The sequence below is a fragment of the Candidatus Colwellia aromaticivorans genome, from assembly GCF_003333305.1.
GTDB classification, from domain to species: Bacteria; Pseudomonadota; Gammaproteobacteria; order Enterobacterales; family Alteromonadaceae; genus Colwellia; species Colwellia aromaticivorans.
The window spans coordinates 1-15,177 of record NZ_QOLD01000005.1 but is presented as its reverse complement, the minus strand read 5'-3'; the positions used below and the strand labels follow the sequence as shown (position 1 = coordinate 15,177).

The window sequence follows — 15,177 nt, the reverse complement described above, 5'->3', positions numbered from 1 at the left end:
TTAAATCAAAGCTTTTACTTAATTGCATAGTATTGGTTATTTTATCTGATAGAATCATTTTAATTGTATCAAGTAGGAATTTATAGTGGATTTTTTGGTTATTGGATCTAGCATCGCATTTATTGCTTATATGCTTGCCACCTTGGCAATTTTATCGCGTTTATTTCACCCGAAAGGCCCTAATCTAAACAAAGTATTAGTATTTGCCGTAATTGCTATAACCACACATATATTTAATGACGCGCAATTATTGTTTAGTCAAGACTCCATCAATTTCAGTCTGCCAAATGTTATTTCTCTAGTCAGTTTAGTTATTACCATCGCTATTTCTCTTATAGCACTACGCATGAAAGTTAATTTATTACTTCCGGTTATATACGGTTTTGCGGGCATATGGCAATTAATGATGATTTTCATACCAAAAACAGAATCAATTCCACTTATGGCAGAGAAAGTCATTTTAGTTGGTCATATAAGTATTGCTTTAATTGCCTATTGTATTTTAATAATTGCCACTTTATACACCTTTCAAGTTGCCTATATCAACCTAAAATTAAAGAATAAAAACCTAACTGCCGTGATACATTTACCGCCATTAATGCAAGTTGAAAAACAACTTTTTACCATTTTAATGATTGGTACAACATTTTTATTTGCTAGCCAACTTATTGGTCTTCTTTTTCTCGATGGTTTTTGGGCCAAAGAAAATCTTCATAAAACGGTGCTTTCTTTAATCGCCTTGGCCATTTACATTATTATATTAGCAGGACATTTTTATCAGGGTTGGCGCGGTCATAGAGTGTTATTATTAACGATAATGGCAAGTACTCTATTAACGTTGTCATACTTTGGTAGTCGGTTCGTTAAAGAGTTCATGCTGTCTTAATTTTACCACGTTAACTTTACTGCTTAATAAAGGATCACCTTTTTGGAAAACATATCAACGCAGATGCTTTTTATTATTTTAGGCATACTGATACTTATTTCAGCTTATTTCTCTGGCTCTGAAACGGGCATGATGTCACTAAACCGATATCGTCTAAGACACCTTGAAAAAGAAAAACACAAAGGTGCAAAACGCGTTAGTAAATTACTAAAGCGACCTGACCGCCTGATAGGTTTAATCCTTATTGGTAATAACTTGGTCAACATTGCTGCCGCGTCTATTGCGACTATCATTGGTATACGTTATTTTGGCGATGTCTATGGCATGTTAGTTTCAACGGTTGTGCTAACGTTAGTTATTTTAATTTTTGCAGAAGTTACGCCTAAAACTCTTGCTGCCCTATACCCTGAAAAAATAGCTTTTCCTAGCTCAATACTGTTAACACTATTACTTAAAATATTATTTCCATTAGTCATCGCGGTAAACTGGATCACCAATGGTATTTTGATGCTTTTGGGTATTAGCTCTGAACAGCGAGAACAACATAGTTTAAGCTCAGAAGAATTACGTACTGTCGTAAATGAGTCTGGCGGATTATTGCATGCGCAAGATCAAAGTATGCTAATGAGTATACTAGACTTGGAAAAAGTGAGTGTTGAAGACATAATGATCCCTCGTAGCGAATTAGTGGGTATTGATGTAAACGACGATTGGAAAAAAATTCAAAAACAATTAACTCAAGCTAACCATACACGCGTTTTACTTTATCGCGATAACATAGATGATGTTGTTGGCTATATTCATGCGCGCGATGCCTTAAAACTACTATCAAAAAGTCAATTTACCAAAGCAACATTATTACGTGCTGTACGTGAATTATATTTCATTCCTGAAGGCACACCGCTTAATATTCAACTATTAAAGTTTCAGCATGCAAAAGAACGCTTAGGCTTAGTTGTGGACGAATATGGTGATATTCAAGGGTTAGTAACGTTAGAAGATATTCTTGAAGAGATTGTTGGTGACTTCACAACCACCATGACACCAACACCAAGTGAAGAAGTAACTTTACAGCCTGATGGGAGTTATTTGGTTGATGGCAGTGCCAGTATTCGTGACGTAAATAAAGAAATGTCTTGGCTGCTACCAACTGATGGTCCAAAGACACTCAATGGTTTAATTATTGAGCATTTAGAAGATATCCCACAAAATAACCTCAGCGTTCGTATTGCCGGTTACCCTGTAGAAATAGTAGAGGTTTCAAATAACAGAATAAAAATAGTACGTGTTATGCCAGAATTTTTTGTCAGTGAAACTACTGAAGAAGATTAAATATTCACGCAAAAATAAGAAAAAGTTAATAACAAAGTTATCCACAGCTAAAATAGTAAAAAGAGCTTTCCACAATTTCTGTGGATAACAATCCCAAAGCCTACTAGCCACAGCTTCTTGCTATTTCAACCATTTTTTTAACAAATATTTCATCTTTTTTTAAATAAATGATTGCAAAATCACTAAGCTAGGACCTACTTGGTTTTAACAGTTTTCTACAATATAAAGAACAAAGTGGCAAGATTTTTTCCTTACCACTATAAAATCTTTTCATTCTTACCCAAAGAATAATCGCCATAGCCAACCATGGTTTAAATCAGCTTCACAGCTTTTTAATTGTGATGAGTAACGCCTGGCTCTGTTGTCTACTTTTCTTGATACTTTGACTAACCACGCTTTCTTTTTATAACTTTTATGCTTAAAGCCGCCCCAACCTTCATGATAGTTTAAGTACTGGTTATAAGCATCCCATTTAGAAACACCATTAATTTTTTGTGTTTTAAAAATGAACCATCCCATAAAGTCGATAGCATCATCAAAGTCATCTCTATCAGCACCAGAATTATCTGTTTCACGAACATAGTCACCCCAAGTCATCGTCTTAGCTTGTGAATAACCATATGCACTACTTACTCTTCCCCATGGAATAAAACCAAGTAAATAATCTCTAGGTGGCTGTGCATCATGCCTAAATGAACTTTCTTGATACATCATGCTCATGGGCACATGAATGGGTACTCCCCAACGTTCTCTGACATCTTTTGCAGCAAAATACCAATCTCTATGTTCACGAAATATTTCACAAATATTTTCAGGGTTTTTGGGTGGTGGTGTTGCACAGCTAGATAAAAATAAAGTACTGAGCACTATAAAAAAAATAGATTTAACTTTAGGGGAAAGCAATAATGCCATAAATGATTCTGTGAACTTTTTTATTTAATAATAAATTAATAATGCCAGAATTCTCAATAAATTGGCACTATATAGCTAATTATTTGGTGAATTTTAAGAGAATTAGGATATTAGGTTTTGAATTATAAATAAATTGAACTTATCTAGAAATTAGCACTCATACCTTACAGTTATGTTATTCCCTTAATGTTTCATGTTTTTATGCGCTTTCTTTACCGTTAGCGCATTTTTTTTGCCTAACGTTTATCTAAAACAAATGTTATTCCCACTCTTATAGCTAAGTTTCATGTTTATTTCATAGTGATATTGGGAGATAAACTAGAATACTCTTATCTATAGGAGCACGATTTTTGTATTTTAAAAAGACTGTTTGTCATGGTAAGAATAAACAACATAGTGATGAGTTTACTCAGAAGCAGCTTGAGTGCAGGCGTCACCTTTAAGGTGGTGACATGGAAGTTGTTGTCCGTTTTGATTTATATTCCTGTTTAAGATACAACGGAAATACAAATCAAAATTCAATCAGGGAAATACTAGGGGCTGTTGATCTTTCGAGATTGTTTTTGCAGCGATTTGTTGGGTATTTATACAAGGCAGAGCCTTTGTCATGTGGTTGTTCAGGACAATATGCTGCTGCATTGTCTTATAAGCTACATCCATGTAGCGTCACATAAAAAGGTGATAACGCCGTAAAAATGACCAACAAATGCTGCTCGAAGGATTCGGCTAAAAGCGTTTTACTCATTGTTGAGTAGTATTTGCTTAGAATGATTAGACTACATATTACTCGCCGCGATTAAAATGCTTTACTCTCTTTAAAAAAGGCGAACAAAATTTAACAGCGAAAGATCAACAGACCCAAAAATTAATTGTTAAAATAATCGTCTAAAAAGTCATCAAAGTTTAATTTATCATTAGCTTCAATATCAAGCTGGCTTTGATGAGATTTATCTGCGCCATCAACAAAATATTGCTTAGAATAAAACTGATAATCACGATCAAGTGAGTCTTGGCGATATTTAGCCGCCTGTGCTAGTGAGTATTCGGACAGGCTTTGTTCTTGATCTACCATAATAGATAAAATTTCTGCAGACGGGGTTAAGCTTGCATCATTTATTTTTGCCCGCTCTCTCGTGATTGAGTCACTATAATTAGTGGTATTGTAGGCATTATCTAACAGTGTTGCCACATACGCCATATTATCAAATAATTCATTGCCCCAAGTCATTACCGACTTTTGAGTAACTTCACCTTGGCAATTATCATCACATAATAATAACTCAGGATCACGTCCACGAAGTACCACTTCATTCATGTTTTTTTCATGGTGCTGCTGTGAATCACAATCAAACTCTTTGTTATCAATAAAGGCACAATAAGTTAAAAATATATCTAAAAAATGTACCTGTTCAATGCTAATACCCGTATCAACAAAAGGATTAACATCAAGTGCTCGTACTTCAATATATTCGACGCCGCGATCACGTAATGCTTGTGATGGTTTTTCGCCTGTTCTCATTACTTGTTTTGGACGGATTGGCGCATATAATTCGTTTTCTATTTGTAAAATATTACCATTAAGTTGCTGATACTCACCATTAACCTTTAAACCAATATCGGCAAACTCTTCAGACTTTAATCCAATCGCTTGTTGCACACTATCTACATAATCATGCAAATTGTTATAACATATTTTTAACGATGCCTGTTCACTACTCGTATAACCTAAGTCGCTCATTCGTAATGACGTTGCATATTCTAAGTATAAAGCCCCACGGGGTGATTTTTTAAAAGGCAACGGTGATGCTTTACCTTGTAAGAAAGAATCACAAAGCGCTGGTGAACTGCCATATAAATACGGAATTAACCAACAGTAACGCTTATAATTTCTCAATATTGAAAAATATCGATCTGATATAAAGTCACTCATCTCTTGTTCATTGTTATGCAAAGATTGCATAACTTGCCAAAAGTTTTCAGAAAATGAAAAGTTAAAATGAATACCGGCAATAACTTGCATCATTGAGCCGTAGCGATTCTTTAGCCCTTGACGATAAACCGTTTTCATTTTACCAATATTAGAGCTGCCATATTGCGCCAACGGAACTTTATCCGCATCATTAACAAAACAAGGCATACTCATTGGCCATAGCAATTCGCCATTGATATTAGCAAAAGTATATTTTTGAATATCTTGCAGTTGTGCTATCGCTTCTTCAGGCGAGTAACTTACTGGTGTGATAAATTCTAATAAGGTTTCAGAATAATCGGTGGTGATTTCGCCATGCGTTAGCGCAGCCCCTAATTGACTATAGTGACCCTGCTGCGACAGCTTCGCTTCAGGCAAAATTCTTAAGGCTTCACGCTCAATGCCTCGACCGATACTAGCAAGGGCTTTAAAGTTTTTCTCTTGATTAAAAGCGTCAATATAATCGTGCAATGATAATGTCAAAATAATTCCTACGGTGTTATACCAATTCCAATAAGCGTCTTCCCATTCAGCGAAATTTAAAAGGCTTAGAAGCAAAGCGTTGATTGAAGAGAATGGTTATTCCCTTATCAAAATCAATAACGTAGCTTACAGGCCTTTTAAACTCGCCCTTTGGGAGTTTGCCAGTGATTCTATAACTGCATATAATTTCTTTCATATAGAATAACTATATACAAAAAAATTATATTTGTTCTCAAACCACTGGCAAGCTCTGAGAGGGAACTAACTTAATGGATTTGGTATTAAACAAACCCCTTATTTAATGAACTATAAATGAGGGGCTTTTATTGATTTTCAATGGGTAACGTAAAATTACTGTTATTATTGTATTACTATTTTGCCAACGGTAACTCAATAATATCAAGGTTCATTTTTTCTAATTGTGACTTAATAACCTCACCGTCACCGACCACAATCCATTGCATTGATTTACTTAGTTCTTTTGCCGCAATATCATTTAGTTGTTCAAGGGTAATAGTTTTGATGATCTCACTTTGCAGTTCACCATAGTTCTCAGCTAAATCAAACTGTAATAACTGCCTTAAGAAACCACTTTTTTGCGCGGGTGTTTCATAACTTAATGCTTCATTTTGTGAGATAGCTTGGCGCATAAAATCAACTTCATCGGTTGTTAAACCATTTTTTTGATAATGAGCTAGCTCTTTTTCAATTTCCATCATGGCATCATAAGTATGTTCTTTTTTTACACTAGCACCAGCACTGAAGCGACCTAATGTTTTCCCTGCAGAAAAGTGACTAGATGCGCCGTAGGTGTAACCTTTGTCTTCACGCAAGTTTAAATTGATACGGCTATTAAAAGCACTCCCTAAAGGGTAGTTCATTAAAGTCGCTTTAAAGTACTCTCCTGTCGCATCATAAGTCATTGCTCGGCGACTGTATTTAATAACAGATTGAGTTGCATTGGGTAAATCTACAAAATATATTTTATTAGCCGCTACTTTTGGAAAATTGCTATAAACAGGGATAGTATAATCGCCACCTTGCCACGATTTTAAATAATCAAGTTTAGGTAAAATTTCACTTTTACTCACATCTCCAACAATCACCAAGCTGGCATGTTTAGGGGAGAAATACTGTTTATAAAAGTCTTTGATATCACTGAGTTCAATAGCAGAAACTGTGTTAATTGTGCCGCTGCTTGGTAAACCTACGCGGTTATTAGTTCCATAAGTAACTTGCTTTAATGCTCTACTAGCGAGTGTGCGAGCATCTTTACTGCCCTGCTCTAAAGACTGGATCAGCTGATTTTTCACGCGATCAAAATCATTTTTATCAAACGCTGGGTTTAGCATCATGTCTAACATTAATAATAATGTGGCATCAAGATTCTTCACTAATGAACTAACACGTACCGTAGTATTACGCCCAGAGGAACTAATATAAATATCACTGCCTAATTTCGCTAGCTCATTTGATAACTCTTCTTTGATATAGTTACTAGTACCCTCATTCATCAAACTAGCAGTAAGCGAAGCAATACCTGCTTTTTCTATAGGATCCAGTAAAGTCCCTCCTTCTATACTTAATAACAAACTCACCGTTGGTGTTTCACTATTTTCTGTCGCTATAATCTGCAAGCCATTGCCAAAACTTTCACGCCATAATTTAGGTACTTCAACTTGTGGGTTAGCACCTGCTTTTGGCGTAATACTACGATCAAAGCTGCTAGTATTTTTCATAATAGGGAGATCAAGTTGAGCAATTTCAGGTGGATTATTCACATCAGGTAAAACAAAATCATTAGGTTTAGTTATAACTTGTGGTTGACCCTGTGGATAAATAGAGAGTATTGCAGCACCTTTACCCTTAATGTACTTTTGATAAACGTCCATTACATCAGCTTTAGTCACGTTGTTATAGCGAACAACTTGTTGCTCAGTATAATCTGCATTTCCTAAAATGGTTTGATAATGTGCTAACGTTGACACTTTACCTGACACACTTTGTAAGCCATAAATAGTATCTGTTTCAATACCAACTTTGGTTTTCAGCAAATCTTCATCATTGACACCACGCTGCTCAAACTCAAGCAAAGTATCATTAATTACTTGCTCTATTTTAGCCAACTCCATACCCTTCTGCGGATTAGGTAAAGCAAAAAAACTCATTTTACAACCTAATTCACTACAAGGATGATTAGCGCCGGCCTGTACAGCAACACCAGATTTAACTAAATTTTTATATAATAAAGAGGTGGGTCCGTTTCCAATAATATTAGAAAAAACATCCAGTGCGGCTTCATCTTCATGCATACCGTAAACGGTAGGAAAGCTAATATAAAGTAACGGTAAAGAAACATTATCACTAAACGAATAATAGCGGTTATCAGGTAAACTTATTAACTGCTTGGGTATATTATCAACTTCAGGCCCTGTTTTTAAACCACCAAAATATTGATTTATCCACATTAATGTTTGCGATTCATCAATATCACCACCGATAGTTAACACTGCATTATTAGGACCATACCAACGACTAAAAAACGCTTTTAAATCAGTAACAGTGCCGCGATCTAAATCGGTCATATAACCAATAACAGGCCATGAATAAGGATGTTCTCTTGGGTATATCATCTGGTTTACTGTTTCATTTAAACGGCCATAAGGACGATTATCAACATTTTGACCACGTTCATTCTTTACCGTGGATCTTTGTACTTCAAATTTTTCTGTCGTAATTGCTTCGAGTAAAAATCCCATTCGGTCTGATTCAAGCCACAGCATTTTTTCTAACTGGTTCTTAGGCACCGTTTCATAATAATTAGTTCGGTCGGTATTTGTTGTGCCATTTAAATTACCTCCGCTTTGGGTAACAATTTTGAAATGCTGCTCATCAGTAATATTTTTTGATCCCTGAAACATCATGTGTTCAAAAAAATGAGCAAAGCCTGATTTACCTAATTGCTCACGTGCTGAGCCAACATGATAAGTGACATCTACATGTACCAAAGGATCCGAGTTATCTTGATGTAAAATAACCGTTAGGCCATTAGCCAACACGTATTTTTTAAAAGGAATAGCTAAACGTTCTTCAGTGGCAACAACTGTTTCAACTAAGCTAACACCTGCAGGCAGAGATACCTTTCCACTTAACTCAGATAAATTTTCTTGGCTCGTACACGCAAATAATAATGAGCTCGCTAAAGCGATAATGCTAAGCTTGGGAATATAGTGAGTAAAACTTTTCAAAATAACATCCTGCATATAGAGTAATACCAATTAAATGAATTAATGATTCAATGTCATTTAAACATAAGCAATGAGGGTAAATTTTCAAGAACACAGGTTTTTAGTTCCAGAAAAAACCTAAGTACCTACATCTATGTAGGCAAAGCGCTTTCAAAACCAATAATCGGTTATTGGGATTTAAAGCAACGATGTTATTGGATATTTAGACCATTTAAAAAGAACACTTAGTTAGTTTGATTGGTATAAAATAGTTTAATTGAATTATCATAACAAAGTTAAATGAGAACAGGTTAACTTAAATGTTTAAAATTATTACACAAACTGACGATTTTGTTGTTGTTGCTAAAAGTGCGGGGGTAAATTTTCATGATGAAGGGCAGCAGGGTTCAGGATTATTTTCTCAAGTAAAAAAACAGATGGAAAAGCAATTTGCAATTGCTGATCTTTATCCAATACATAGACTAGATAAAATGACTTCTGGTTTAGTTTTATTCGCAAAAAACCTTAAAAGTGCGCAAATTTTTGGGCAGTTATTTGAAGAGCATAGCGTTGAAAAATACTACCTTGCCATCAGTGATAAAAAACCGACTAAAAAACAAGGATTGATAAAAGGTGATATGGCAAAAAGTCGCCGCGGTATGTTTAAGTTACTACGGTCTATGGATAATCCAGCCATTACCCAGTTTTTTTCTTACCCTATTGCCAATAAACAACGTTTGTATTTATTAAAACCCCATTCAGGTAAAACGCATCAACTACGTGTCGCATTGAGTAGTATCGGTGCGCCGATTCTTGGTGATCCTTTATATAACTCAAACTCAGTTGCTGACAGAGGCTATTTACATGCTTATGCACTACGCTTTAGTTTTTTAGGAATAATGTACCAATTCATTTTACCTAGCGATGAGGGTGAATATTATTTAAGCCAAAGCATTAAGGATAAACTAACTGAATTAGATCAACCTTGGTTGTTAAATTGGCCAAAATAGTAAACTAAACCCTTCGACTGCTTCGCGCTCAGGATAATCGGACAATAACTCCCTTCATCCTGAGCTCGTTCATCCTGAGCCTGTCGCCCTTCGACTGCTTCGCGCTCAGGATAATCGGACGATAACTCCCTTCATCCTGAGCTCGTTCATCCTGAGCCTGTCGAAGGGTCGAAGGATCGAAGGGATTAAGGGTTAGCCGCTATAGCGAATGAAAAAACACTATCGCTATAGCGCTTGGACAAATAAACTTGGTGTACCATGGCCAAATTTTCCAGAACAAACCGTGTTCAACATTGTCATTACCTTGTTTTATTTCAGCTAAAACGTCACTACGTTGCCAAATCCAACCAACAAAAATACAACACAGCATCGCAATTAATGGTTGTCCATATACAGTAGAAAGACTAATAACAAAACCAAATAGCACATCAAAATTTAATATGATTAAGGTACTAATTATAAAAATACCCAAACCAACAAATGTCGTTGCTTTTTTACGCTCAATATTATGTCGCTCAACAATAAATGATACAGGACCTTCTAACATTGAGATACTTGACGTTAAGGCAGCAATAGACATTAAAACAAAAAAACCAAAGCCAACAAATAAACCAATGCCGCCCATGCCATCAAACAAGGTTGGTAGCACTTCAAAAACTAAATTTGGTCCAGAGATTAAACTACCATCGTCACTAAAAATAGCGACACCTTGTGCTTGAGCAACGTACATAGATGGAATGATAAGCAAGCCTGCTAAAAAAGCGATAGACACATCAATTAAAGTCACTTGGGCGCCCAAAGTGACTAGATTTTCTTTCTTAGAGATATAAGAGCCATAAATTACCATAACACTGGTGCCTAACGATAAAGAAAAGAAGGCTGAGCCAAGCGCATTAATCAGTAAATCAGGTTCAAATACACGAGAAATATCAGGATTTAAATAGGCAGCAAACCCCTCCCTTGATCCATCTAAAGTAAAAACATAAATAATTAATAAAATGAGTAAGCCAATTAACATTGGCATAAGTCGTTTCGACCATTTTTCAATACCGTCTTCAACACCTCTGCGAATAATAGAAATGGTGAGCATCATAAATAACGCTGAAAAAATCAAGTTACGCGCTATGGATTGGGATGTTAGCCAACTTGATGCCTCATTAAAACCTAAAGTTGTGGTTACTGGTTCAATCGCATACGACATCATCCAACCGGCTAGAATGCCATAAAAACTCAAGATAAGTGCCGCACAAATAATACCGCTAAAACCAACAATAAATGCAAAACGTTTTTGCCATAAATTACGTGACATTTTCTGCATAGACGTTACGGCATTAGCTTGACCATAGCGACCAATTAATAACTCAGCCATAAAAGCAGGGTACGCTAAACAAAAGGCTAGTACTAAATAAACTAAAACAAACGCTGCACCACCATTACTCGCCGTTTGTGTTGGAAATCCCCAAATGTTACCTAAACCAACAGCAGATCCTGCCGCCGCCATAATAAAACCGAAACGCGAACTAAAGCCGCCTCTTGATGCACTCATTGATAATTCTCTTTGTTAATATTTTCAGTATTTATCGCTTATACCAATTGTAGAATGATTTGGTATTCCTCTTATCTTCATATCCTGTTTATAGAATAACTCAGGATTCATGCACAATATTTCGAATATGTAATTGACGAAATAAGGCCTTTTCCAAAGAGAAGCAAATTATTACTGTTATTATATTTATAGTTATAATTATTTTCGACAGGTTTAATCTACTGAAAAGTTACCAACATTAATAGAGTGAAACGCTAAAAAAACAAAAAGCTCATTGATTTAATCATATGAGCTTCTGACAACTTTACTTTACAGTAAATGTTATTTTTCGTATTTCGCCTTGAGTTTAATCCACTTCAGGACGCATATGAGGGAATAAAATAACATCTTTAATCGTTGGAGAATCACTAAATAACATCACCAATCGATCAATACCAATACCTTCACCAGCTGTTGGCGGTAAACCGTGCTCTAGCGCACGAATATAGTCATCATCAAAATGCATCGCTTCATCATCACCAGCATCTTTTTCTTCTACTTGTTTCTTAAAACGTGCCGCTTGATCTTCAGCATCATTTAGCTCTGAGAAGCCATTGGCAAGCTCACGACCACCAACAAAGAACTCAAATCGATCTGTTATAAATGGATTCGCATCATTACGACGTGCAAGCGGTGATACTTCCCATGGGTATTCAGTAATAAACGTGGGTTGATCCAATAAATGTTCAGCGACTTCTTCAAATATTTCACAAATGTATTTTCCCGGCCCCCAAACTTTAGCCGCATCTCCTTCTTTAACACCTACTGCTTTTGCCATTGCTTTAATGGCATCAAAATTATTTTCAGGATCACGTAGTGCTGCTTCATTAATCTGATGTCTTTCTTCACTAAACTTAACAATAGCGTCAACCATAGATAAACGTTGAAAAGATTTTCCAAAGTCGTAGAACTTTTCTTCGACTACTTCACCTTCAGCATTTTTAACAGTATTACGAACCATAGATGTGCCCAGTACATCTTCAGCAACAGTACGTAGCATTTCTTCAGTTAGGTTCATTAAGTCATTGTAATCAGCATACGCTTGGTAGAATTCAATCATAGTAAATTCTGGGTTATGACGTGTTGATAAGCCTTCGTTACGGAAGTTACGGTTGATTTCAAATACACGTTCAAAACCACCTACAACTAAACGTTTTAAGTAAAGTTCTGGCGCTATACGTAAGTACATGTCGATATCAAGAGCATTATGGAAAGTTTGAAAAGGTTTGGCCGTTGCGCCACCAGGGATCACCTGCAACATAGGAGTTTCAACTTCCATAAAGTCACGAGCAACAAGAAAACTACGAATACCATCAACTATTTTTGAACGCATTTTAAACGTATTACGAGTGTCTTCATTGATGATCAAATCAACATAACGTTGACGATATTTCATTTCTTGGTCTGATAAACCATGAAATTTTTCAGGCAACGGGCGTAATGATTTAGTTAATAACGAATATTCATCCATATTCACGTAAAGATCACCTTTACCTGATTTATGTAAAATACCTCTAACACCAACAATATCACCAATGTCTAAACTGCCTGACTTAGCTCTAATTTCTTTTTGTACGGTTTTTTCAGCGTAAGCTTGAATTCGACCTGACATATCTTGTAGAACTAAGAATGGTCCACGTTTCGCCATAACACGACCCGCAATAGCGTAGGTTACTTGCAACGCTTCAAGCTCTTCTTTGGTTTTCTCACCATGTTCAGCTTGAATATCTGCGGCTAAATGTTCACGATTAAAATCATTAGGAAAGCCATTAGCTGGGCAATTTTCACGAATTTTTGCTAATTTGATACGTCGCTCAGCAATTAGTTTGTTTTCGTCTTGGGCAGAGGCTTGGCTGTTTTTTGCATTGTCAGTCATTTTGTTTCTCATTACTTATCTGTAAATTAAGTTTTATACCCGTTCCACATGAAGATGCATGATTCAGCTGGAATTAGAAACGCCTTTAGGCAAGGCATTGATAGAAGAGAATGGTTATTCCCTTATCGAAATCAATAACATAGCATAAAGCGTTTCTAAACCAGCCCCTTGGGGAAGTCTGAGCAAATCATACTCAGCGTTACATTTCTTTTTAAGGGAGCAACCCTTAATAAAAAAATGTGCCTTGATTATGAATCGCTCAGACTTCCTGAAACGAGCATCTTAAAGTGGAGCGGGTATACTACAAACCAGATTCAAGTCTGGCTTCTAAAAAGTTATCTAAATCGCCGTCTAATACAGCTTTTTTTCGGTTTATACTGTTTCTGTTTTCAACACCGGTTCTTAAATCTTTATTACAAACCAGACTTTAAGCTGGCTTCTAAAAATTTATCTAAATCGCCGTCTAATACAGCTTGGGTGTTTCTGTTTTCAACACCCGTTCTTAAATCTTTAATACGGCTATCATCTAATACATAAGAGCGAATTTGACTGCCCCAACCAATATCAGATTTTCCGTCCTCAAGTACTTGCTTGTCTTCGTTTTGTTTTTGCATTTCTAGCTCAAACAATTTTGCTTTTAATAATTTCATCGCGCTAGCACGGTTTTTATGCTGAGAACGATCACTTTGACACTGTACTACCGCACCCGTAGGGATATGCGTTAAACGAATAGCCGAGTCAGTTTTATTAACATGCTGTCCACCTGCGCCAGAAGCACGGTAAGTATCTACACGTAAATCAGCGGGATTAATATCAATTTCGATATTGTCATCAATTTCAGGATAAATAAATGCTGAAGCAAATGAAGTATGACGGCGACCACTTGAGTCAAAGGGTGATTTTCGCACTAATCTGTGCACGCCCGTTTCGGTACGTAACCAACCATAAGCATATTCACCAGTATATTTAATGGTACAGCCTTTAATGCCCGCAACATCACCGCCAGTCACTTCAATAACTTCGGTTTTAAAACCGTGTGCTTCGCCCCAACGTAAGTACATACGCATCAGCATTTCAGCCCAATCTTGTGCCTCTGTGCCGCCTGAACCCGATTGAATATCGAGATAACTGTTATTAGCATCTTGATCGCCACTAAACATACGGCGGAATTCAAGCTTTTCTAATACGGCATCTAACGCATCAGTCTCACTTTGGGCATCATCAAAGGTTTCTTGATCTTCTTCTTCAACGGCTAATTCTACTAAGCCTTCAATATCGTCACAGCCAGTTTCTAACTCAACGATGGTATTAACCACCTCTTCAAGCGAGCTCCGTTCTTTACCTAACGCTTGTGCCCGTTCAGGTTCATTCCAAACATCGGGTAATTCTAATTCTCGTGAAACTTCAACTAAACGCTCAGCTTTAACGTCGTAGTCAAAGGTACCCCCGAAGTAAGTCTGCACGTTCGCGAATTTCTTTTAATTTATTTATTATTGGGTTAATTTCAAACATAAGCTTTCGAACATAATCCTTCAAAAATAAGTTTTAAAATATATCTTTTTAAACGAGTTCACTCGTTAGGATAATTAAAAAATAGTCGCGCATTGTAGCGTAAAAAGACTGGTAAATAAACGGTTAACACCGGAGGCTTTCGTTATTAAATATATAACTTTTAATAAAAATAGAATTAACATTAACATTAACACACCAAAAACAAGTTATATTGATATTAACGTGCGTTGTTTTTGGTGTGTCAAATATATAGACAATATCGAGTAGGGTGAGGCTCATGCCTCATCCCTCTCACAGAACCGTACGTACGGACCTCGTATACGGCTCATGCAATTTACTATTTCTCATCACTTTGATCAGTAATAAGAAGCGAGAACGCCTGTTT

At 36.3% G+C, this 15,177-nt stretch carries 9 protein-coding genes and 1 pseudogene; 3 read left to right on the top strand and 7 right to left on the bottom strand.

Annotation, left to right across the window (positions count from 1 at the left end; all coding sequences use genetic code 11):
• Nucleotides 1-85 precede the first annotated feature (85 nt).
• Nucleotides 86-886: a cytochrome C assembly family protein gene (locus DWA31_RS00910; RefSeq protein ID WP_114324807.1), complete on the top strand. Its 801-nt coding sequence runs from the start codon at nucleotides 86-88 to the stop codon at nucleotides 884-886.
• Nucleotides 887-928: 42 nt separating this feature from the next.
• Nucleotides 929-2,218 (top strand): HlyC/CorC family transporter, encoded by a 1,290-nt coding sequence (locus tag DWA31_RS00905; RefSeq protein WP_114324806.1) that lies wholly within the window; start codon nucleotides 929-931, stop codon nucleotides 2,216-2,218.
• A 276-nt stretch (nucleotides 2,219-2,494) separates the two neighbouring features.
• Here the strand turns inward: DWA31_RS00905 and DWA31_RS00900 are convergent, their stop codons facing one another.
• The 4 genes and pseudogenes from DWA31_RS00900 to DWA31_RS00885 all read right to left on the bottom strand — a co-directional run bounded on the left by DWA31_RS00900 (nucleotide 2,495) and on the right by DWA31_RS00885 (nucleotide 8,830).
• Nucleotides 2,495-3,130 carry a transglycosylase SLT domain-containing protein gene (locus DWA31_RS00900; RefSeq protein ID WP_114324805.1) on the bottom strand — a complete coding sequence of 212 codons (636 nt, stop codon included), beginning with the start codon at nucleotides 3,128-3,130 and terminating at the stop codon, nucleotides 2,495-2,497.
• Between the two features lie 511 nt (nucleotides 3,131-3,641).
• Nucleotides 3,642-3,914, bottom strand: a pseudogene (locus DWA31_RS17370) (hypothetical protein).
• Nucleotides 3,915-3,995: 81 nt separating this feature from the next.
• Nucleotides 3,996-5,582: a glutamate--cysteine ligase gene (gene gshA / locus DWA31_RS00890; protein ID WP_114324804.1), complete on the bottom strand. Its 1,587-nt coding sequence runs from the start codon at nucleotides 5,580-5,582 to the stop codon at nucleotides 3,996-3,998.
• 371 nt (nucleotides 5,583-5,953) lie between these two features.
• Complete coding sequence (locus tag DWA31_RS00885) at nucleotides 5,954-8,830, bottom strand: M16 family metallopeptidase (RefSeq protein WP_245942416.1); 2,877 nt, start codon at nucleotides 8,828-8,830, stop codon at nucleotides 5,954-5,956.
• 299 nt (nucleotides 8,831-9,129) lie between these two features.
• Between DWA31_RS00885 and DWA31_RS00875 the strand changes: the two genes are divergently transcribed.
• Nucleotides 9,130-9,819, top strand: a complete 690-nt coding sequence (locus DWA31_RS00875) for a TIGR01621 family pseudouridine synthase (RefSeq protein ID WP_114324802.1) — start codon at nucleotides 9,130-9,132, stop codon at nucleotides 9,817-9,819.
• 199 nt (nucleotides 9,820-10,018) lie between these two features.
• Here the strand turns inward: DWA31_RS00875 and DWA31_RS00870 are convergent, their stop codons facing one another.
• The 3 genes from DWA31_RS00870 to prfB all read right to left on the bottom strand — a co-directional run bounded on the left by DWA31_RS00870 (nucleotide 10,019) and on the right by prfB (nucleotide 14,792).
• A complete protein-coding gene (locus DWA31_RS00870; protein ID WP_114324801.1) occupies nucleotides 10,019-11,365 on the bottom strand; it encodes a sodium-dependent transporter in 1,347 nt (448 codons plus the stop codon).
• A gap of 346 nt (nucleotides 11,366-11,711) precedes the next feature.
• Nucleotides 11,712-13,280 carry a lysine--tRNA ligase gene (gene lysS, locus DWA31_RS00865; protein WP_114324800.1) on the bottom strand — a complete coding sequence of 523 codons (1,569 nt, stop codon included), beginning with the start codon at nucleotides 13,278-13,280 and terminating at the stop codon, nucleotides 11,712-11,714.
• A 413-nt stretch (nucleotides 13,281-13,693) separates the two neighbouring features.
• Nucleotides 13,694-14,792, bottom strand: a protein-coding gene (gene prfB / locus DWA31_RS00860; protein WP_168427259.1) for a peptide chain release factor 2 whose coding sequence is annotated in 2 segments (ribosomal slippage) — nucleotides 13,694-14,716 and nucleotides 14,718-14,792 — 1,098 coding nt in all. Because the reading frame shifts where the segments join, the coding sequence is not laid out codon by codon here.
• Nucleotides 14,793-15,177 lie beyond the last annotated feature (385 nt).